This is a genomic window from Saccharopolyspora elongata, assembly GCF_004348985.1.
Taxonomy (GTDB): Bacteria; Actinomycetota; Actinomycetes; order Mycobacteriales; family Pseudonocardiaceae; genus Saccharopolyspora; species Saccharopolyspora elongata.
The window spans coordinates 1-20,712 of sequence record NZ_SMKW01000040.1 but is presented as its reverse complement, the minus strand read 5'-3'; the positions used below and the strand labels follow the sequence as shown (position 1 = coordinate 20,712).

Annotated in this window: 18 protein-coding genes, 2 pseudogenes and 2 riboswitches; of the genes and pseudogenes, 11 read left to right on the top strand and 9 right to left on the bottom strand. The window is 71.1% G+C overall.

Annotation, left to right across the window (positions count from 1 at the left end):
* Positions 1-163: 163 nt before the first annotated feature.
* Positions 164-1,720, bottom strand: coding sequence for a PucR family transcriptional regulator (locus E1288_RS26770; RefSeq protein ID WP_132489728.1), 1,557 nt, complete (start codon positions 1,718-1,720; stop codon positions 164-166).
* Positions 1,721-1,832: 112 nt separating this feature from the next.
* Positions 1,833-1,937: riboswitch (glycine riboswitch) on the top strand.
* Positions 1,938-2,037: riboswitch (glycine riboswitch) on the top strand. It begins immediately after the preceding riboswitch.
* A gap of 50 nt (positions 2,038-2,087) precedes the next feature.
* On the opposite strand from E1288_RS26770, the gene gcvH reads away from it, so the two are divergent.
* Complete coding sequence (gene gcvH, locus E1288_RS26765) at positions 2,088-2,459, top strand: glycine cleavage system protein GcvH (RefSeq protein ID WP_132489726.1); 372 nt, start codon at positions 2,088-2,090, stop codon at positions 2,457-2,459.
* 29 nt (positions 2,460-2,488) lie between these two features.
* Complete coding sequence (locus E1288_RS26760; RefSeq protein WP_132489724.1) at positions 2,489-3,844, top strand: L-serine ammonia-lyase; 1,356 nt, start codon at positions 2,489-2,491, stop codon at positions 3,842-3,844.
* Between the two features lie 401 nt (positions 3,845-4,245).
* Here the strand turns inward: E1288_RS26760 and E1288_RS26755 are convergent, their stop codons facing one another.
* From E1288_RS26755 to E1288_RS26735, 5 genes are all read right to left on the bottom strand, one after another.
* A complete protein-coding gene (locus E1288_RS26755) occupies positions 4,246-5,112 on the bottom strand; it encodes an NAD-dependent epimerase/dehydratase family protein (RefSeq protein ID WP_132489722.1) in 867 nt (288 codons plus the stop codon).
* A 10-nt stretch (positions 5,113-5,122) separates the two neighbouring features.
* A complete protein-coding gene (locus E1288_RS26750) occupies positions 5,123-5,980 on the bottom strand; it encodes an SDR family oxidoreductase (RefSeq protein ID WP_132489720.1) in 858 nt (285 codons plus the stop codon).
* A complete protein-coding gene (locus E1288_RS26745; RefSeq protein WP_132489718.1) occupies positions 5,977-7,092 on the bottom strand; it encodes an NAD(P)/FAD-dependent oxidoreductase in 1,116 nt (371 codons plus the stop codon). The genes E1288_RS26750 and E1288_RS26745 overlap by 4 nt, the downstream gene beginning before the upstream one ends.
* 192 nt (positions 7,093-7,284) lie before the next feature.
* Entirely contained in the window at positions 7,285-7,602 is a 318-nt protein-coding gene (locus tag E1288_RS26740; RefSeq protein WP_132489716.1) for a DMT family transporter, read from the bottom strand.
* 38 nt (positions 7,603-7,640) lie between these two features.
* Positions 7,641-8,381 carry an SDR family NAD(P)-dependent oxidoreductase gene (locus E1288_RS26735; RefSeq protein WP_132489714.1) on the bottom strand — a complete coding sequence of 247 codons (741 nt, stop codon included), beginning with the start codon at positions 8,379-8,381 and terminating at the stop codon, positions 7,641-7,643.
* Between the two features lie 115 nt (positions 8,382-8,496).
* Here E1288_RS26735 and E1288_RS26730 point away from each other — a divergent pair, with 115 nt between their 5' ends.
* Positions 8,497-9,135, top strand: a complete 639-nt coding sequence (locus E1288_RS26730) for a TetR/AcrR family transcriptional regulator (protein WP_132489712.1) — start codon at positions 8,497-8,499, stop codon at positions 9,133-9,135.
* Between the two features lie 73 nt (positions 9,136-9,208).
* Here the strand turns inward: E1288_RS26730 and E1288_RS26725 are convergent, their stop codons facing one another.
* Positions 9,209-9,694, bottom strand: a complete 486-nt coding sequence (locus tag E1288_RS26725; RefSeq protein ID WP_132489710.1) for a cupin domain-containing protein — start codon at positions 9,692-9,694, stop codon at positions 9,209-9,211.
* Positions 9,695-10,132: 438 nt separating this feature from the next.
* Between E1288_RS26725 and E1288_RS26720 the strand changes: the two genes are divergently transcribed.
* The 4 genes from E1288_RS26720 to E1288_RS26705 all read left to right on the top strand — a co-directional run bounded on the left by E1288_RS26720 (position 10,133) and on the right by E1288_RS26705 (position 16,663).
* Positions 10,133-12,913, top strand: coding sequence for an ATP-binding protein (locus E1288_RS26720; RefSeq protein ID WP_132489708.1), 2,781 nt, complete (start codon positions 10,133-10,135; stop codon positions 12,911-12,913).
* Between the two features lie 114 nt (positions 12,914-13,027).
* Positions 13,028-13,402, top strand: a complete 375-nt coding sequence (locus tag E1288_RS26715; protein WP_235883828.1) for a VOC family protein — start codon at positions 13,028-13,030, stop codon at positions 13,400-13,402.
* A gap of 454 nt (positions 13,403-13,856) precedes the next feature.
* Positions 13,857-15,527: a class I adenylate-forming enzyme family protein gene (locus E1288_RS26710; protein WP_132489704.1), complete on the top strand. Its 1,671-nt coding sequence runs from the start codon at positions 13,857-13,859 to the stop codon at positions 15,525-15,527.
* Between the two features lie 80 nt (positions 15,528-15,607).
* Positions 15,608-16,663: a methyltransferase gene (locus E1288_RS26705; RefSeq protein WP_132489702.1), complete on the top strand. Its 1,056-nt coding sequence runs from the start codon at positions 15,608-15,610 to the stop codon at positions 16,661-16,663.
* Between the two features lie 60 nt (positions 16,664-16,723).
* On the opposite strand, the pseudogene E1288_RS50455 reads toward E1288_RS26705, so the two are convergent.
* Together E1288_RS50455 and E1288_RS48995 are read right to left on the bottom strand one after the other, a co-directional pair.
* Positions 16,724-16,982 (bottom strand): annotated as a pseudogene (locus E1288_RS50455) (helix-turn-helix transcriptional regulator); the annotation flags it as partial.
* The gene (locus tag E1288_RS48995) at positions 16,916-17,458 is read right to left on the bottom strand and encodes a cupin domain-containing protein (protein ID WP_235883827.1); all 543 of its coding nucleotides are present in this window, start codon (positions 17,456-17,458) and stop codon (positions 16,916-16,918) included. The pseudogene E1288_RS50455 and the gene E1288_RS48995, both read right to left, overlap by 67 nt.
* Between E1288_RS48995 and E1288_RS48990 the strand changes: the two genes are divergently transcribed.
* The 4 genes and pseudogenes from E1288_RS48990 to E1288_RS26685 form a co-directional block, all read left to right on the top strand.
* Positions 17,366-17,578 carry a Rossmann-fold NAD(P)-binding domain-containing protein gene (locus E1288_RS48990; protein WP_235883836.1) on the top strand — a complete coding sequence of 71 codons (213 nt, stop codon included), beginning with the start codon at positions 17,366-17,368 and terminating at the stop codon, positions 17,576-17,578. The two genes, E1288_RS48995 and E1288_RS48990, sit on opposite strands and share 93 nt — an antisense overlap.
* 33 nt (positions 17,579-17,611) lie before the next feature.
* Positions 17,612-18,196 carry a Rossmann-fold NAD(P)-binding domain-containing protein gene (locus E1288_RS26695; RefSeq protein ID WP_235883826.1) on the top strand — a complete coding sequence of 195 codons (585 nt, stop codon included), beginning with the start codon at positions 17,612-17,614 and terminating at the stop codon, positions 18,194-18,196.
* 245 nt (positions 18,197-18,441) lie between these two features.
* Entirely contained in the window at positions 18,442-20,058 is a 1,617-nt protein-coding gene (locus tag E1288_RS26690) for an FAD-binding oxidoreductase (protein ID WP_132489700.1), read from the top strand.
* A gap of 293 nt (positions 20,059-20,351) precedes the next feature.
* Positions 20,352-20,712: pseudogene (locus E1288_RS26685) on the top strand (hypothetical protein); the annotation flags it as partial.

The following is a 20,712-nucleotide window of genomic DNA, read 5'->3' as shown; positions in this document are numbered from 1 at the left end:
GGTTCCCTTTCGCACGTCACCAGGGGTGCGTCATCGGCCTGGTGGTGACAGGAAGGTTCCCTTGCTCGCATCCCGCCGGACCCGTTGTGACAGGAACCCTTGCTCGCAGCCGCCAGGGGCGCGGCTTCGGCGGGTGCGGGGTGACAGGAAAGTTCCCTTGCTGTCAGCCGTGCTGGGCCCAGCGGTCGGCGAGCAGTTGCACGAACAGCGCTGCGCGGACGTTGGGGCTCTCCAGGTCGATGTCCACGAGTTGGGTGAGCCGCTTCATCCGGTAGCGGAAGGTGTTCGGGTGCACGCGCAGCTCTCGGCTCGCCTGCCGCGGGTCGCCCGGGTGGCGCAGCCACGCGTGGAGGGTTGCCAGGTATTCGGTGCCCTGCGTTCGGTCGTGCTCGCGCAGCACCGGCAGCGGGCCCAGGGAGCCGACACCCGCGTCGGTCGACGCACCGGCCATCCGGCTGAGCACCACCAGGTGCCAGTTGTCCTCGTACACCGCCACCCGGTCGCGCAGCTGGCCGGTGCGCAGCAGGCCGACCAGCTCCTCGGCCTGCGCGCGCGACTGGGGGAGGTCGGCGACCGCCACCGCATTGCCCACCGCGATCAGCGGGCGCGGCGAAGCGTCGTGGGACATGAGCGCTTCCCGCAGGTCCGGCCAGCCGCCCGCGCCCGCCCGGTCCGGCACCAGGGCGTAGAGCATGGTGCCGATCTCGGTGACCAGCGGGCGCCGCCCGATCCCGCGCGTGATCCACTCCCACATCGCCAGCCGGTGCCCCTCCGCGGGTCCGGCGGACGACGGCATTTCGATCGCGACGACCCGATGCGCCTCGTTGGGCACCGCCAGCTCGTTCACGGCCACCCGCCAGCCCTCGCCCCCCTCCAGCAGCAGCCGCACCTGCTCGGCGGACCGGCGGCGCTCCGCGTCCGCCACCGCCCGCCACCGCAGCAGTTGCAGCGCGACCAGCGGCGCGGTGTCGGCGAACGCGGTGGAGCGCTCCTCGGAGACCTCCCCGGGCACCACGGCCCACATCGAGCCGAGCAGCTCGCCTCCCATCCGGATCGGCACCACCAGGCGGGGCAGGGTGCCGTCCTGCTGGGCGGGCACGAAGATCGCCGAACTGCCCTTGCTGAGCTGGCGGAACGTGCCGCGGGCCCGGAACTTGGCGAGCACCTCGTCCGGCTGCTTCCGGCCCATGATCGTCGAGACCCGCGCCGGGTCGGTCAGGTCCTGCCTGGCGGAGTAGGCCAGGACCTGGGAGTGCGCGTCCTCGATCGTGACCGGCGCGTCCACCACGTCGGCGACCGCGTCGGCGAGGCGGAACAGGTCGCCGACCCCGGTGCCGCGCGCGTCGGCCTCCTCGATACCGGTCCCGGCCAGCGCCGCCCGGATCAGCCACACCAACTGCGCCCAGCCGGCACCCGGCCGGACCTCCACCAGGGCCACCCCGGCTTCCTCGGCCGCCGCGGCCACCGCGTCGTCCGCCGAGATCGGCGGCTTGAGCAGCACCGCTGCCGCGCCCTGCGCGCCGCAGGCCCTCGCCAGCCGTTTCGCCTGCTCGCGATCCGTGACTGCCACGCCCAGCACGAGGTCGCCGCCCGCCGCGGTCGGCGGCTCATCGGGTTCGGCGATGACGACGTCCCCCACGCAGACCGTCGGCTCCGGGCTGACCACTGTGCGCAGCAGTGTGGGGCCGACCCGTTCGACCAGCGCCCGGATGTCCAGCATCACCGGCCTCCTGAGTGCTTCGGGCCGCCGCCGGTCAGGTGGGGGAGGGCATTGACACCAGGGCTGGCCCGTTTATCGTTGCTGAGCACATCGACAATCGCATACCGGCCGTCGACCCCGTGCGGGAGAGACCTTGAGGGCTCACACCGAGCCGTCAGGGCGCCGAAGGAGCAAGACTCCCCACAAACTCTCAGGCACCCATGACCGTTCGGGCGAGGCAACTCTGGAAAGCGCGCGTCATCCCTGACGCTCCACCCACGGTGCAAGCCGCGAGAAACCGCGGCGAAGCTCTCAGGTTCCGAAACAGAGGGGGAGGCCCAGCCCCGCTCGGGCATCCCTGCCCCCGAAAGCCTTGGAGCCTCCCGTCATGTCCCTGCCTGCGAACCTGCGCTACACCGAAGAGCACGAGTGGATCGAGGACCGCGACGAGCTGGTCCGGATCGGCATCACCCAGCACGCCGCGGATGCGCTCGGCGACATCGTCTTCGTGCAGCTGCCCGAGGTGGGGGAGCAGATCGAGGCGGGCCAGGCCTGCGGCGAGCTGGAGTCCACGAAGTCCGTCAGCGACCTGTTCGCCCCGGTGACCGGCGAGGTCGTGGCGATCAACGAGTCCGTCGTGGACGATCCGGCGCTGGTCAACTCCGAGCCCTACGGCGAGGGCTGGCTGCTGGAGGTGCGCACCTCCGACACCGGCGCTCTGCTCACCGCCGAGCAGTACGCCGCGGTGATCGCGGAGTAGCGGGGAATAGGCGAGGGAGGAGACGGTCAATGGCGATCAGCGTCTTCGACCTGTTCTCGGTCGGTATCGGGCCGTCCAGTTCGCACACGGTCGGCCCGATGCGCGCGGCCCGGCTGTTCGTGCAGCGGTTGCACGGCGAGGGCCGGTTGCCGCAGGTCAAGCGGATCAAGGCGGAACTGTTCGGGTCGCTCGGCGCGACCGGGCACGGGCACGGCAGCCCGAAGGCGGTGCTGCTCGGTCTCGAGGGGCACAGCCCGGAGACCGTCGACCCGGCGGCGGTGGAGGGCCGGGTCGCCGAGATCCGGGAGACCGGGCGACTGCGCCTCGACGGCGTGCAGGAGATCCGGTTCACCGTGGACCGCGACCTGGTGATGCACCGGCGCAAGTCGCTGCCGCTGCACCCCAACGGGATGCGGTTCACCGCGACCGGCACCGACGGGGTCGAGCTGGAGAGTGCGGTCTACTACTCGGTCGGCGGCGGTTTCGTCGTCGACGAGGACGCCACCGGCACCGATCGGATCAAGCCCGACGCGACCGCGGTGCGGTACCCGTTCCGGACCGGCGCGGAACTGCTCGCCCGCACTGAGGAGTCCGGGCTGCCGATCAGCGGCGTCATGTTGGCCAACGAGCTGTCCTGGCGCGGCGAGGACGCTGTGCACAAGGAGCTGCTGGGCATCTGGCAGGTCATGCGCGAATGCGTGGACAACGGATGCCGGAACTCCGGGGAGCTGCCCGGCGGGCTCAAGGTCCGGCGGCGGGCGGCGGAGCTGGCCGCTTCGTTGACCGAGCAAGACGATGCGCTGGAGTGGGTGACGCTCTTCGCGCTCGCGGTGAACGAGGAGAACGCGGCCGGCGGGCGCGTGGTGACCGCGCCGACCAACGGCGCGGCCGGGATCGTCCCCGCGGTGCTGCACTACTACATGCGGTTCGTGCCGGGTGCCGACGACGCCGGCGTGGTGCGCTTCCTGCTCGCGGCCGGTGCGGTCGGCGTGCTGTTTAAGGAGAACGCGTCGATCTCCGGTGCCGAGGTCGGCTGCCAGGGCGAGGTCGGGTCCGCGTGCTCGATGGCGGCCGCCGGGCTCGCCGAGGTGCTCGGCGGGACCCCGAGCCAGGTGGAAAACGCCGCGGAGATCGCGATGGAGCACAACCTCGGACTCACCTGCGACCCGATCGGCGGTCTCGTGCAGATCCCGTGCATCGAGCGCAACGCGGTCGCGTCGGTGAAGGCGATCACGGCGGCGCGGATGGCGCTGCGCGGCGACGGCACCCACTTCGTCTCGCTGGACAAGGTCATCAAGACCATGCGCGAGACCGGCCGGGACATGAAGGTCAAGTACAAGGAGACGGCTCGCGGCGGTCTCGCCGTCAACGTCATCGAGTGCTGACCCGCCGCACGCCCGGTGAGTGCATGGGAACCTTCCTGTCACCACCGGGCGGTGCGGTGCGAGCTGGGGAACCTTCCTGTCACGGGCCGACCGCAACGAGGCCCGGTGGCATGCGGATGGGAACTCCTCCGTCACCGAGCCCGCGGCGCGAGCTGGGGAACTTTCCTGTCAGCGCCGCTCAGTACCGCGGTGACTGCATGGGAACTTTCCTGTCACCACTGAGCCGTGTGGTGCGAGCTGGGAACTTTCCTGTCACCACCGAGCCGTGCGGTGCGAGCTGGGGAACCTTCCTGTCACGGGCCGGTTCCTGCGGTGAGTGCATGGGAACTTTCCTGTCACCGATGAGCCGGCGGACGCCTGTTGTGGAGCTCGGCTCCGGTGCGAGGATGGGAACCTTCCTGTCACCGCTCCCCGCCGCGCACCGGCCAGATGCCGTGCACCGGGGACCAGCCGAGGAGGCGCCGCGCCGCTTCGCTGCTGACGCGGTGCGACGGCTCGGCCGCCTCGTCCGGGGCCTGCCCGGGGGCCGGGCTGCCGTCCACGCGGGCCAGCTCGCGGTAGTAGTCCGCGACCCGGACGGGCTCGTCGGCGATGTTCAACGTCTCGCCCGCGCAGCCGCGCTCCAGCGCGCCGACCACCGCCTCCGCGTAGTCCCGCGCGTGCACCATCGCCGCCCACGACCGCCCGTCGCCCGGGATGAGCAGCCGCCCGGCGCGCAGCCGGGCCCGCTGCTGGTCCTGCACCGTCGCGGGGCCCACGAAGCGTCCGCCGCGCAGGATGCTCCACGCGATCTCGTCGGCGGGCAGTTCGCGGACCGCGGCCTCCATCGCCTGGACCGGGGCGACGATGGTCGTCCGTTCCGGACGGTGGTCGAACGGCGCCGTCTCGGTCAGCGGGGTGTCGCCGCCGTCCGCGTAGGCCATCGTGATGCTCATCTGGACGAAGCGCCCCACCCCGGCTTCCTGCAGCGCGTCGGTCACCACCGCGGTTCCGGTGCTGCGCAGCGCCGTGTTCAGCGCCCAGCTGCCCGCGGTCGGCGGGACCGCGGTGGCCGCGTTGACCACCGCGTCGACGTCCTTGAACTCCGTCGCCAGCAGTCGCCCGGCGACCGGGTCGAGCAGCGACGCCCGGATTCGGCGGGCTGCTTCCGGCAGGCGGTCGAGGCGGTCGCCGGGCGCCATGGCGGTCACGTCGTGTCCGCGGCGCAGCAGCATCGGGACGAGGTGGTGCCCCAGGACCCCGCTGGCCCCGATGGCGAATACGTGCATCGGTTCCCCTTCAGTTCCGCAGTTGCTCGGCGAGTCCGGCGGCGAACGACCGGTAGTCGCGCGGTGGTCGGCCGGTGATGTCCGCGACCGCCGTCGTCACCACCTCCGCCTCGCCGGCCCGGTAGGTGGCGTAGAGCTGGAGGCGCGCCGCCACCGCCCAGTCCGGCACTCCCGCCGATCGCATGGCTGCCGCGACCTCGGCGGGCGCGGCGTCCACGTGCCGGATCGGGCGTCCGGCCACTTCGGACAGGATCTCGGCCACCTCCCGGTAGCCGAGGGCTTCCGGCCCGGTGAGGTCGTAGTCGCCGGCCGCGACGTCCGCGGTCAGCAGGCTCACCGCCGCGAGGGCGATGTCCTCGACGTCGATCATGCTGACCCGCGCCGCCCCGACCGGTAGCACGATCGCGTCGCGCGCCCGGATGGTCGGCAGCCACTGCAGCGCGTTCTGCATGAAAGCGTTGGGGCGCAGCACCGCGTGCGGAATGCCCGCGGCGCGCAGCTCGTCGTCGCCGACGCCGTGCTGGTGGTGGATGCTCGACTCGGCCCCGGGCTGCGCTCCGAGTGCGGACAGCTTCACCACCCGGCTCACCCCCGCCTCGCCGCTGGCCGCGATGAGATTCCGTTGCAGGACAAGCTGTTCCGGGTGGAACGGAGTGAGCATGAACAACCGGTCCACGCCGCGCAGCGCGCTCAGCGTCGACGCGCGGTCGGTGAGGTCGCACTCGACGACCGCCGCGTCGGGCGCGCGGTTCGGCGAGCCGGGGCGCACCAGCGTGCGCGGGCGGTGGCCGAGCCGCACGAGTTCCCGCGTCACCGCGCGCCCGACGGCGCCCGATGCGCCCGCGACGGCGATGACCGGCCCGCTCACGCCGCCCCCAGCGCGCGTGCCCCGGCGAGCTCCAGGTCCGCCGGGAGCCGGTCTTGCACCGCCGAGTCCGCGAGCAGTTCGCCCAGTTCCGGGGCGAACTTGAACAGGTTGTGCCCGGCGATCGCGGTGACCCCGGGGGCGTGCCAGGCGCGGAGCGCGTCGCTGCCCGCGGGCAGCTTGCTCATGATGCACACCCGCACCCCGATCGGCTCCGGGATCAGCCCCGGCAGGGCGCGCTCGACGTAGCCGGTGACCCGGCGGACGTGGTCCTCCATGCCTTCCTCGCCGGTCAGCGCGCCGCGGGCGTCGAACGGCACGTCGACGCCGTCGCCGATGAGGCCCAGCACGTACTGGTCGGTGTAGGGGATCACCGAGCCGTACACCATCTCGCCGAACTGGCCGGACTTGTCCACCCAGCACGGGGTCGGCGCGCCGCGCAACTCCTCGCGGATCCGGTAGTGCGGGCGGGCGTGCAGCGCGCAGTCCAGCGGGATGTCCCAGCCGAGGCGGGCGGCCAGGCGCGGCGTGTCGACGCCGGCGCAGAGCACGACGTGCCGCGCGTGGTAGATCGCGTCGGCGGTCTGGAACTCGACCTTCCCGTTGTCGAGCACCAGGAGGCTGTGGATGTCGTTGGCGATGATGTGGTCGCCGACCCAGCCGGTCAGGGTCTCGATCACGTGGTTGACGCGCAGCGCCCCGGCGGTCGGGTCGACCAGCAGCGGGCCGTCGATGGGTCCGAGCGCGCCGAACACCTCCGCGCGGTCGGACGCCGGCGCGTAGTGGTGCGGCACCTGGTGGGTCTTCAGGCCGGTGGTGTCGGCGGGGGTGGTGCCCAGGTACGCGCAGCCCTCGGTGCCCACCATCTCGACGCCGGAGCGGCGCTCCCACTCGCGGTAGCCGGCCAGGCCGCGCGCGGCCAGGTCGACGATGTGCGGATCGTCGTGCCGGTGCCGGAAGGTGCGGGACAGCCCGCCCGACTGGCCCGACCCGGGCCGGCGGCCGTCGAAGCACTTCACGTTCGCGCCCCGCCGCAGCAGGGCCTCCGTGGTGGACAACCCGAGTACCCCGGCGCCGATCACCGCGATGTCCAGTTCCCTCTTGTGCTCAGCCATCTTTCCGCTCCTCCAGCCGTTTGCCGGCGTCTGGTTCTCCTTGCGGCAGCCGGACCCCAGCATGCTTCGCCCGGCCCGGCCGCGACATCACGTGTTCTCGGGAGCCGGTCGCGAAGCGAAGATGCCGCCTCGCTCGGGCGAGGCGGCATCTTCCGGGGAAGGAAAGGAAATCGGATCGTCTACAGTGGCCTGTCAGCCCTCCACGAACTTGAGGCCGGCGATGCCGACCACGATCAGTGCCAGGAACGCCAGTCTCGAGAACGTCACCGGCTCGCTCAGGAAGATCATCCCCACCGCCGCGACTCCGACGGTGCCGATGCCGACCCAGATCGCGTAGGCGCTGCCCACGGGAAGGTCCTTCAGCGCCACCGAAAGCATGCCGAGGCTGATCATGGCGACGCCGATGCCCAGCACCGCGGGCCACAGCCGCGTCATGCCCTCGGCGTGCTTCAGCGCCAGCGACCAGACGATCTCGAGCAGGCCCGCTGCGACGAGGATGACCCAAGCCATTGCTGTTTCCCTTGTTCCAGGAGGTCGGAGCAACGCCGTCAGGCGTTGGCGCCGCCGTCGACGAGGATGCCGGTGCCGGTGATGTTGCGGCCGCCCTCGCCGGCCAGGAACGCGACCGCGGCCGCGATGTCGGCCGGGTCGTTGTAGCGGCCCAGGGCGGTCAGGGCGCGCTCGCCGTCGGCCTCTTCGCCGTCGGCCGGGTTCATCTCGGTGTCGGTGGAGCCCGGGTTCACCAGGTTGACCGTGATGCCGCGCGGACCGAGGTCGCGGGCGAGGCCCCGGGTGAAGCCGGTCAGCGCCGACTTGCTCAGCGAGTACAGGCTCAGGCCGGGGCCGGGAGTCCGGTCGGCGAGGTTGCTGCCGACGCTGATGATCCGGCCGCCCTCGGGCAGGTGCTTGACCGCGGCCTGCACGGCGACGAACACCGCGCGCACGTGGATGCCGACGGTCTCGTCGAACTGCTCCAGGGTCAGCTCGTCGATGGGGGCCCACGGGAAGATCCCGGCGTTGTTGACCAGGATGTCCAGCCGGCCGAACTCGGCGACCGTCTGCTCAACAGCGCTGGTCACCGCCGCGGCGTCGGTGGCGGGGGCCGCGAACGCGGCACCACGCCGGCCCGCCTCCTTGATCTTGTCGACCACGCCGTTGGCGCGGTCGGCCGAGGTGTTGTACGTGATCGCGACGTCGGCGCCGTCCGCGGCCAGTCGCTCGGCGACCGCCGCACCGATGCCGCGTCCGCCACCGGTGACCAGCGCGACCTTGCCGTCCAGACCTGTCATGAGCCCCTCGCTTTTCTGTGTCGAACGATATATAAATGGCTATCATCGCTACTCTCGGGTGTCAACAGGGGAAGGCCCGGTGCGAACCGGCGCCATCCGGGGAGGAGGGAAGCCGATGTCGCCACGCGGACGTCCGCGCAGCTTCGACCGGGAAGCCGCCCTGCGGACCGCCATGGAGCTGTTCTGGGAACGCGGCTACGAGGCCACGTCGCTGAGCGACCTCACCGGCGCGATGGGCATCAGCTCGCCGAGCCTGTACGCGGCGTTCGGGTCCAAAGAGGACCTGTTCCGGGAAGCCGTCGCGCTCTACAACAGCGCCGACGAGGCTGTCGGCGACCGGTCGCTGCAGAGCCAGCCGACGGCGCGGCGCGCGATCGAGGCGATGCTGCGCGACAACGCCGACGCCTACGTGGATCCGGACACGCCGCGCGGCTGCATGGTGGTGCTCGCGGCCACCAACTGCACGCCGGAGAACGAGCGGATCTGGGATTTCCTTGCGGAGTGCCGGAAGGACGACTTCCGTGCGGTGCTCGCGCGACTGGAGCGCGGCGTCGCCGACGGCGACGTGCCCGCCGGCGCGGACCTGGAGAAGATCGCCTCGTTCTACCTGACCGTCCTGCAAGGACTGTCCATTCAGGCCAGAGACGGGAGCTCCCGCGAGGCCGTGCACGCGGTCATCGACTGCGCGATGCTGGCCTGGGACGGGATGGTGGCCGCGCCGGAGGTGCGTCGCGATGACGCCGTGTCCGCCTGATCCGAGCGCGTCGACCGGGCACCGGCGCAGGCCGGTGCCCGGGGTGCGCGCCCGCCGCGGTGGGCCGGCCGGACTATTCGATGCCGTACTTCTCCGACGCGATCCGCATGGACCGTTCCACATCGGCCTCGAATTGGCTCGGCGGCGGCGCCGGCTGACCGGGCACCGCCTCCACGCCGACCTCCAGGAAGAATTTTTCGAACCCGCTCGGAACGAAAAGCATGAGCATTCTCGCGGGCGTTTCGGAAATATTCTTGAACCGGTGGGCCGAACCACGCGGAAGATAAATGAAAGAACCCGGTTCGGCGGTGAATTCACGGTCCCCGTCGAACACCTGGAGGCTTCCTTCGACGAGGTAGAAAGCCTCGTCTTCGTACTGGTGGACGTGCAGCGGCGGGCCACTGCCCGGCGGGATCTCGCCCTCCATGACCCCGATCATTCCGCCCGTGTCCTCGGCTCCGACCTTCAGCGTGTAGCGGTCGCCGCTGAAGGCCCAGACGCTTTGGCCCGCGCCGGGCGGGACGTGGATCACCCGGCGGGTGACCTCCGGTGCGCTCATGTTCAGACTCCTCTCGACCAGCGGGTGCGCGCTGTCGAGCCTCTGCGATCGGCCCGGGTGCGGGCATCACGTCATCGCGGGATTCCCATTGACCGGCCGTTCCCAGCCGACCACCCCGCGCGATGTGGCCAATATCACCCGCTTCCGGGGTGTTCGCGCCTCGCTGGGCCGAACGGTGGCGCACGATTCCGCCGACGGGAATTCACCGGATGCTTCGCGGCGGATATGTCGTGAAAAGGAAATGGACGGAGGGTTACGGACTTTGATACCAAAAAAGCCCCGCGCGGTAAAGATCTACCGGCGGCATCCTCCTGCGACACTCGGGTGAATGCATTCCCTTTGGCGCTTTTGGAACAACCCGCCTCCTGCTGATTGTTCGGGTACTGTCGCGTCAGCTATCTGCGTTCGTCTGATGCTGCTCACCGAGGGGAACACACGATGGACACTGATGCGTTACCGCTGATCGGCCGGGAACGTGTCTTAGGTGAATCGCGCGAGTTATTGCTGCAGGTCGCCGAGGGAGCCGGGAACTGCGTCGTCGTGGAGGGGTCGGCCGGCATCGGCAAGAGCCGACTGCTGCAGGAAGTGGAGGCCGAAAGCCATGCACTGGGTCTCGGAGTCATCTCTTCGCAGGCCGTGAAGCTGGACAAGAACACGCCGTTGATCACATTGCGTTCGCTGTTCCGATCGTGCCATCTGCTCGGACCGCAGATCCCGGCGGGCCCCGAGCTGAACACCTCCACCCTGTGGGCCGTGGACCAGGTCGGCGAGATGATCGCGCAACAGGCCCGGAAGCAGCCGATGCTGATCGCCCTCGACGACGCGCACTGGGCCGACGAAGCGACCGCGCTGGCGCTGCGCGTGCTCGTGCCCGCTCTCCGCTCGGAACCCGTGCTCTGGTACTTCACCCGCCGCCCCTACCCGATTCGCAGCTGCGCGCAGGAAGCGCTGGACTGGCTGATCGGCGACGGGGCCCAGAAGCGGCAGCTCGAACCGCTTTCCGACGGCGCGGTCGCGCAGCTGTGCGCCGAGGTGCTCGGCGTAGAACCGGACGAGGTGACCCTGGCCTACGCGGCGCGCAGCGGCGGGAATCCCTTCCTGCTGCGGGAGATGCTGCGTGGGCTGCCGGGCGACGGACCGCAGGAGCCGCCCGCGGCGATGACGCCGACGTTCTTCGACGCCGTCGGCGAGCGGATGCAGGACTTGCCGGAGGACACCCGCCGCGCGCTGGACGCGATGACGGTGTTCGGCCGGCCCTTCGGGGTGCACGAGGTCGCCGCGCTGCTCGGGCGCCCGGCGGTGGACCTGCTGGGCACCGTCGCGATGCTCGTCGACGCCGAAGTGCTGGTCGAGCAGGGTGCGAAGCTGAGCTTCCGGCACGAGCTGATCCGCGAGGCGCTCTACCACCGGATGCCGGAGCCGACCCGGGCGACGCTGCACCAGGAAGCCGCGTCGGTGCTCGCCCAGCACGGCCGGTCGGCCACCGAGCAGGTCAAGCACCTGCTGCTCAGCGGCGGCGGCTGGGTGGACGTGGCGACCGTGGTGAAGCGCGCGGTGCAGGAGATCGCCCCGGCGGCGCCGAACACCGGCGCCGACCTGATCCTCCGCAGCCTGCCGCTGATCGCCGAGCGCAGCCCGATCCGCGCGGAACTGGCCGCCGAGGCGGTGCGGCTGCTGGTGCTGGCAGGCCGCCCGGCCGAGGCGATCGAGCTCGGCCAGCGCTTCCGCGGCAGCGGGCTGCCACCGAACACCGAGGCGATGCTGCTGCTCGGCCTGACCGAAGCGCTGCACACCGTCGGCGAGCACGCCGCGGTCATCGAGCACACGGTGCTCGCCCTGCCCCGCGCCAAATCGGATTCGATGGTGCGTGCCGAGCTGCTGGCGATGCACGCGCACGGGCTGGTCGCGGTCGGCGACATCGAACCAGCGGCGGCCGCGGCGACCAACACCGTGCACGTCGCCAACCGGGCCCGCACGCTCGGCGCGCTGGTGTGCGGGACCGGCGCGCGGAGCCGGGTTTCCCTCGCGCAGGGCGATATCGCGTCGGCCATCCGGTACGCGGCCGAAGCGGTGCGGCTCGGCGACCGCGCCGGTGACATCGGGCGCACCCGGCATCCCCGGCTGCACCTGGCCGCCGCGCTGACGGCCGCCGACCGCCTCGGCGAGGCGGAGGAAGAGCTGTGCCGGGACGAGCACGACGTCGCGGAGCTGGAGACGGTGTGGTCGCAGCCGCCGCGCTACCTGTGCCGGGCCGAGCTGCTGTTCGCCACCGGTCGGCTCAACGATGCCGCGGCCGAAGCGGAAGCCGGAATCCTGCTCACCGAACAGCTTTCCGCGGAAGCGTTGGCCGTTCCGCTGCTCGCGCTGCGGGCCGTGGTGGCACTGCGGGCCGACGGCGTGTCGGCCGCGTGGCGGCACCTCAACCGCGCCCAGGAGATCGTGGAGACCGGGCGGCGGAGGATGCCGGACCTGCTGGTCTGGGCGCGGCTGCTCGCCGAAGGGGCGGAAGGCGATCCGGACCGGATCCGGCTGGAGCTGGTGGAAGTCCTCGACCGGCTCAAGCGCAGCAGGTCGCTGCTGGTCGGCTCGCCCGAACGAGTCCCGGTGCTGGTGCGGCTGGCCATGCGGGTCGGCGCCGACGACGCGGCCGCCCAGGTGATCGCCGCGGCGGTCGAGCTGGGCCGCCGCAACCCCGACGTGCACGTGTTCCTCGGCGCCGCGGCGCACGGTGCCGGCCTGCACCGCCGGGACGTGCGGTCGCTGCGCACCGCCGTCGAGCACTACCGGGCGGGCTCGCAGCCGGTGCTGCTGGCGCACGGGCTGGAAGACCTGGCAGCCGCCGAGGCGGACCTCGGCAACCTCGACCAGGCCACCGAGCTGCTCATCGAGGCCGAATCCGGGTATGCGCGGTGCGACGCGCTGCGGGACGCCGCCCGGATGCGCGGACTGCTGGCCCGGACCCCGAACCTCCCGGAGCCGCGGCGGCAGAGCACCCGCAAGACGGGCTGGGGCAGCCTGACCCGCGCGGAGCTGCGCGTGGTGCGGCTGGTCGCCGAGGGGCTCACCAACCGGGAAGTCGCGAACCGGCTGTACCTGTCACCGCACACTGTGGACAGCCACCTCCGGCACAGCTTCGCGAAACTGGGCATCACCAGCCGCGTCGAGCTGGCGCGACGCGTGATGACGCACGACCAGCCGGCAACTCACGCGAACACGTGATGACCGTCGGCGGCCCGGGCGGGGATGCTGGTTGCGAGCCGGTCGGAGACCCGCCGAAGAAGGCGGAAGTCCTTTCCACCGGCCCCAATCACCCGATTCCCGTTAGGAGCTGTGGTGTCCACAAACGTAGTCGGACCGGACTTCCTGACCCTGCAGGTGCGCGACCTGGAGCGGGCGCGGCGGTTCTACACCGAGGTCGTCGGATTCTCCACTGTGGAATCCAAGGTGCCCAACGCGGCGGTGCTGGCCGCCGCGCCGATCCGCATCGCGCTGCGCCAGGCCACGATCGACCTCGACGAGGTCGCCAAGGTCGGGCACGGCGTCGTCGTCTGGATCAAGGCGGAGAACCCCGACAAGCTGCACGAGCAGCTCACCGCCGCCGGCGTGCCGATCAGCAAGCCGATCTGCGACGGTTCCTGCGGCCGTGAGTTCATCTTCGAGGACCCCGACGGCTACCTGATCACCGTCTACGAAGGTCAGCCCGTCTAGCAGGCTCGTCCTGCGCGGCGGTGCGGGTGGCCGAACCTCAGAGGGACTGTTTCCAAACTCGTTCTGCGTAGCGGTGCGGGTGGCGGAACCTCAGACGCCGCCTGGCTGTGGGATCCCCGACTTACGTATGTCCAATACGCGGCATCGGGGCTGTCCTCGTCAGGCGACGTCTGAGAACCCGCGGCGGTGCGAGTTGCGTAGGTGGGCTAAGCGGCTTCGCCGCTTCAAAAGACAAAGCCTGCGGTACTACACCCGACTGCACCACTTCCAAAACAGCCTCTGAGAACCCGCGGCGGTGCAGGCCTGGTCCAGCGCCGCTGAAGAAGCAGGGCATTGTCCCCTGTGGACGATTGTGTTCGTCGGCGCGGCCCCGTTCGCGGTGCGCCGTGCCGTTTCCTCCTGCCGTCCGCCCGGGCCGGTTCGCGCCCCGGGTGGTCCCCGAAGGAGCACCAGCATGATCGCACTCGAGAACATCCGTCCCGACGCGCGCCTTCCGTTACCCGCGCGGCTGAAGTTGCTGCTGGACCGGGAACTGGGGATGGGCAACTTCCTGGACCGCGCGGCGGCGCACAACCCCGCCCCGGACCGGGCGTTCCTGTTCGCCCAGCGGCCGGAAGGCGAGATCGAGGCCTACGGCCTGGCCCGGCTGGTGGAGGTGCGCAACGCCTACGCGGCCTGGTACCACGCGCACGGCGTCGGCAAGGGCGACGTGGTCGGCGTGCACGTCCCGGAAGGCGTCGACTCGTTCCTGCACTTCCTGGCGTTGACCTCGCTCGGCGCGATCGCCGCGCTGGTCAACGGCCGGATGAAGCCGGAGGTCGCGGCCGAGTACCTCGGCCGCATCGGTGCGCTCGGCGTCGTGGCCGACGGGCCCCGCCTCGAGCGGCTGCGCGACGCCGGCCTGGACACCGAGCGGCTCGCGTTCCACACCGAGCCGACCGCGCTGTCCACCACGCCCGCCGCCGACGCCACCCACCCCGGCGTCTTCCCGTACGTCCACGCCGACGACGACCTGGTGATGGTCTGCCACACCTCCGGCACCACCGGCCCGCCGAAGGCCGCCAGCTTCGGCCACCGCCAGTTCTTCCTCGGCAAGCGCGGGCGGCTGTGGAACTTCCCACCGGCGGCCCGCAACCGGCTGCTCACCGCATTGCCGCAGTCGCACTCGGCGGGCATCAGCTACCTGATGACCGCGACCCTGCTCGGCCTGCCGACGCTGGTGATGGCCGACACCGGGGGCCCGGCGGTGCGGGCGGCGATGCGCCGGTTCCGGCCGACCATCGTCGCCGCGTTCCCGCAAACCTGGGCCGACCTGGCCGAAATCGGCCTGGACGCGGCCGACGCCCGGCATGTGCACACGTGGATCAACACCGGCGACGCCGCGCACGAGGCGCACATCAAGGCGCTCATCCAGCACGGCCGCCGCCCCGGCCGGCTCCGGTCCCGGCCGGGCAGCCGGTTCATCGACGGGCTCGGCTCGTCGGAGATGGGCATGGCGCTGTTCCGCAAGGTCAGCGAGCTCGGCAGCACCGACTACGGCCGCTGCGTGGGCACGCCGATCAAGGTGGTGCGCCGCGCCGTGGTCCTGGACGACGACGGCCGCGAGCTCGGGCCGGGCCGCGCCGGGCGGCTGGGCGTGCTGACCCCGACCCGGACCCCCGGCTACTGGAACAACACCGAGCAGACGGTGAAGTCGTCGTTCGCCGGCTACTGGCTGACCGGCGACGTCGTCTACCGCGACGAACGCGGCCGGTTCATCCACCTCGACCGGGTGCCTGACGTGATCCGCACCTCCGGCGGCCCGGTCTACAGCCTGCCGCTGGAAGAGGCGATCCTCATCGGCTGCCGGTTCGCGGCGGACTGCTCGGTGATCGGGGTCAGCGATCCCCGCTCGCCCGGGGCGCAGGTGCCGCTGGCCGTGGTGCGCCTGCGCCCCGACGCCGAGCCGGTGGCGGACCTGACCGCGTCGATCAACGCGGCGCTCGCCGCCGCCGGACTGTCCGAAGTGCACGGTTCGGTGGTCGCTCGCGACGACGCGGACTTCCCGACTGGCGCGACCGGCAAGGTCCTCAAGCGGCAACTCCGCGAACGCTTCGCCGACCACCTGATCATCACCAACGTCTGACGCCCGTTTTACAAGCGGCGCAAACCGTTTCTCGATCACTGCGCCCGGGCGCGCCTGCGCCCGGATGGGGAAGGGGAGTCATGAACGAACCCGGCTCGGCGACGCCCTACGGCGTGCTCTCGGAGGGAACGCAGGCGCCGCCCGCGGTCCGCATGTACGAAATGCTCTACAGCTCGCTGGTCAGCCAGCTGCTGATCGCGGTGGCCGAGCTCGGTGTCGCCGACGCGATCCACGGCGAGCCGACGCACGTCGACGACATCGCCGCGCGCGTCGAGGCGGACGCCGACAGCCTCTACCGGGGCCTGCGGGCGCTGGCCAGCGTCGGGGTGTTCACCGAGGTCGAGCCCCGGGTGTTCGACCTGACGCCGCTCGCGGCCACGCTGCGCAGCGACGGCGAGGGCTCCATGCGCGCCCTGGCCCGCTACGTCGGGCTGCCGGAGCGGCAGCGCTCCTTCGGTGCGCTCGCCTACAGCCTGCGCAGCGGCCGCCCGGCCTTCGAGCACGTGCACGGCCGCGGGTGGTGGGCGCACTTCGCCGACCACCCGGAGCTGGCGAAGCTGTTCAACGACGCGATGGGCAGCATGGCCCGGATGGTGAACTCGGCGATGCTGGAGGCCTACGACCTGACGGGCGTGCGGCACCTCGTCGACGTCGCGGGCGGGCAGGGGCACCTGGTGGCCACCATCCTGGCGCGCTACCCGGAGATGACGGCGGAGGTCTTCGACCTGCCGCGGGTGGTGCCGGAGGCCGAGGAGGTGCTGCGGGCGGCGGGCCTGTCCGGCCGCGCGAAGTGCGTCGGCGGCGACTTCTTCGACTCGGTGCCGACCGGCGGCGACGTGTACGTGCTGTCCTGGACCATCCACGACTGGAAGGACGAGGACGCGATCAGCATCCTGCGCAACATCCGGGCGGCGATGTCGCCGGAGAGCAAGCTGCTGGTGATCGACGAGGTGCTGCCGCCCGGTGACACGCCGCACTTCGGCAAGTTCGAGGACATCGTGATGCTGAGCCTGCTGTCGGGCCACGTCCGGACGGAGCCGGAGCTGACGGCGCTGTTCGAGAAGGCGGGCCTGCGCCACGAGGAGACGCGGGCGACGAGCTCCCCGACCAGCGTGCTGGTGGCGTCCCCCGCCTGACCGTTCGAGAGGACCGTGCCCGGCCGGGCACGGTCCTCTCGATCATATGTCCTATGTGGATTAATCGCACCGGATCGTGCATTCGGCATCCTGGCGGTACTTGCTGGGGCTGACGCCGTGGAACCGTTTGAAAGCCGCGCTGAAGCCGAAGGCGTCCGCATATCCGACCCGGTGCGCTATCGCGGCGACCGGGGTCGGTGGATTCGGCCAGCAGGTCAGCGGCCAAGGTCATCCGCCAGTACGTCAGGTACGTCAGCGGCGGCTCGCCCACCAGCTCGGCGAACCGGCCGGCCAGCGTCGTACGCGACACCCCCGCACGCGGTACGTCGCGGTCAGCAGCACAGCCTGATCGGCCGACGCCGCGCGTCCCGGTTCGGGCCGGTCGGAGATGGCGAAGGGCCCCGGGCCGCGCGCGATCGCGGTGTCACCGGCCCGCGCCAGCCGCGCCTTCCCGCCGTCCCCGAAGGAAATCCAGCCCTCGCCCGACAGCGGCGCGAGCAGCGTCAGGGATTCCGCGTCCCCGAACCGCAGCGCCCACGGCGGGGAGAGCTCAGTTCGGCTGAAACCGGCACCGACCGCGCGGACGCCCGCAGCAGGTCGTCGAACAAGTCCATGAACTCCACGACAGCGGCGGACGATCGGACATGGTCCGCGTACGACGAGCCATGGCCGCCCCGCGCCGCCGCCGGTTGACTGCTTCCCATGACGACACAAGCGGATTCGATCCTGGTGCTGGGAGCGACGGGCAAGACCGGACGCCGGCTGGTGAGCACGCTGCGCGCGGCGGCCGAACACGTCCGGGCCGCGTCTCGCTCCGGCGAGGTTCGGTTCGACTGGGCCGACCGGGAAACCTGGCCGGCCGCGCTGGACGGGGCTCGGCGGTCTACCTCGTGGCCCCCGAGAACCCGGCGCTGACAAGGCTTTTCGTCGAGAATGCGGTCGCGGCGGGTGTCCGCCGGTTCGTGGCCCTGCCCGGACGCGGCGTCGGCTGGTTCCCCGGAGCCCTTCAAGAGCGGGGTCGCGGCGGGAGAGGCAGTGCGCGACTCCGGCGCGCAATGGTCGATCATCCGGCCGAACAACTTCAACCAGAACTTCGACGAGGGCCTGTGGCGCGCGCCGCTGCGAGCAGGTCTGCTGGCCCTGCCCATCGGTTCCGCACCGGAGCCGTTCATCGACGTCCAGGACGTCGCCGACGTCGCGGCGGCCCTGCTGGCATCGGACGGCCACCACGGGAAGGTGTACGAGCTCTCAGGGCCTCGGGCGCTCACGTTCGGTGAGGCCGTCGAGATGATGGCCGATGTCGCGGGGCGGTCCATCCGCTACGCGGAGCTCACGCTCGAGGAGTACCGGGCCGAGCTCGTGGCCGGGGGAGCGTCGGAGGACGAAGTCGAGGAGGTCGACGCGATGTTCGCCGCGATGCGCGCCGGGCACCTCGCCGAGCCCACCGACGCGGTTCGGCAGGTGCTCGGGCGCGCACCGGTCGACTTCGGCGACTACGTCGCCCAGGCCGCCGCGGCGGGCGCGTGGTCGTAGTCGCGTGGCCGGGGTCCCGTCGTTCGGGTAGGCCGATCGGAGCAGCCACCGAGAGTGAGTCAATCACGTGATCACGTGATGTCTTTTGGCGCAGAGATCTACACGATTGGGTGTAGCCGCCCGTGATCGACGCTGCGGCCGCGACTCTGCGTCATCTGTCCTTTGCTCCATGAGGTCGATGCCGGTCCGGCCTGTCCGCGGATCGCGACGGCGCAGGGGACCAAGTCACTCTCGGAGGAGTTCGCATGAGCGCGTTATCGCGCCGCAACCTGCTCACCTGGACTGCGGCGCTCGGCGGCTCGGCCGCCGTCCTCTCCACCACCGAAGCACTCGCGGCACCAACCGTCCCGCAGCAGGTGGGACCGGCCGCCAACCCGGCCATCACCGTCGGCCCCGCGGACGTCCGCTTCGCCGGCCTGACCAGGGGCCAGAACCAGCGATTCGTGAGCAACCCCGAAAGCGTCTGCCTGCCGTCCACGACGGAGCAGGTGGTCGCGGCCGTCGGCGACGCGGCGCGGCGCGGCAAGCGCATCGGCGTGCGCAGCGGCGGGCACTGCTACGAGAACTTCGTCGACAACCCCGACGTGCGGGTCCTCATCGACATGACGCAGATGAACGCGATCGCCCACGACACCAAGATGAACGCGATCATGGTCGAGGCGGGCGCGGAGCTGGGCGACGTCTACGACACGCTCTACAAGCGGTGGGGCGTCTGCCTGCCCGGCGGCTCCTGCTACACCGTCGGCGTCGGCGGGCATGTCACCGGCAGCGGCTACGGGCCGCTGAGCCGCCGGCACGGCTACATCAGCGACCACGTGTACGCGGTGGAGGTCGTGGTGGTCGACGCCGGCGGGAACGCGCGGGCGATCGTCGCGACCCGGGAGGCCGACGACCCCAACCGCGAGCTGTGGTGGGCGCACACCGGCGGCGGCGGTGGCGCTTTCGGCGTCGTCACGCGGTTCTGGTTCCGCGCCCCGAACGCCACCGGCACCGACCCGGCGAAGCTGCTGCCGGTCCCGCCGCGGGAGGCGTGGATCCACCGCCGCGAGTGGGCCTGGGACCAGATGACGCCCGAGCGGTTCGCCCGGCTGCTGCGCAACTACGGCACCTGGATGGAGCGCAACAGCGGCCCGGACAGCCCCTACACCGGGCTGTTCTCCCGGCTGGAGCTGACGACCCGCGCGTACGGCCCGTTCCACCTGGTCGTGCAGATCGACGCGGGCCTGCCCAACGCGGCGCGGCTGCTCAACGACTTCCTCAACGCGGTCGGCGAAGGCGTCGGCGTGACGCCCACCGTCACCGACCACCGGAAGCTGCCGTGGCTGCACGCGACCGGCTGGCCCGGGATGTGGATGAGCAACCCGACCGACCGCTACAAGTACAAGTCCAGCTACCACCGCAAGGGCTTCACCGACGCGCAGATCGCCGCGCTGTACGAGCAGCTGACCAACACCGACTACGCGCAGCTGCCGTTCGTGGTGTCGATCGCGTCCTTCGGCGGCAAGGTCAACACCGTCGCGCCCGACGCGACCGCCAACCCGCACCGCGACTCGGTGATGAAGCTGCTGTGGGGCACCGCCTGGCAGGGCCCCGCGGACGACGACCGCCACGTGGGCTGGCACCAGCGGTTCTACCAGGCCGTCTACCGGGACACCGGCGGTGTGCCGGTACCCAACGACGTCACCGACGGCTGCTTCATCAACTACTGCGACATCGACATCAGCGACCCGGCGTGGAACGCCTCGGGCGTCCCGTGGCACGACCTGTACTTCAAGGGGAACTACCGGCGCCTGCAGCAGGCGAAGAAGGCCTACGACCCGAGGGACGTGTTCAAGCACGCCCAGTCGATCAGGCTGCCCTGACCGGACGCGCAGCGGCCGCGGGAGGCAACCCACCCGCGGCCGACTCGCGCCAGGACCGGACCATGCCGGATGACGATTTCGCGCGAAACCGCCACCCGGCACCCGCGAGGTGCGCCGTTTTCGCGCGAAAACGGCGCACCTCCCTCACGGGAAACGCCGGTTTCGCGCGAAAACGGCGGGTTCCCCCGACCGGTTAGACACATCTATCCACAGTGGATGGGGTTGTCCACAGATCTCCGCAACGCTGATGACAGCTCCCGAACCGAGCCCGCATGCTGCGATGCATGACAACTTTGATCAGTGCCACCACGCCGGTCGATTTCGGACTGATGACCTGCGCCCAGGCGCATTCCCAAGGGATCACCGACCGCCAGCTGCGGAAGAGCGGCGAATACCGGCGAGTGATCCACGGCGTTTACTGCAGCAGCGTGACCGAGATAACCCATGCGCTCCGCTGCCTGGCCGCAGCCCTCGTCCTGCCGCCGGAGTCGATCATCACCGGTCGGTCCGCCGCCACCCTGCGCGGGGTGCCGTTGGCGAGGGCTCACGACCGGGTCGAAGTGCTCGTGAGCGGGCACAAATACATGAACAGGCGCTTCGGCCTGCGATGTTGGTCGGTCCGAAGCTGGGCGTTCGAGCGGGTGGGATGGGCGG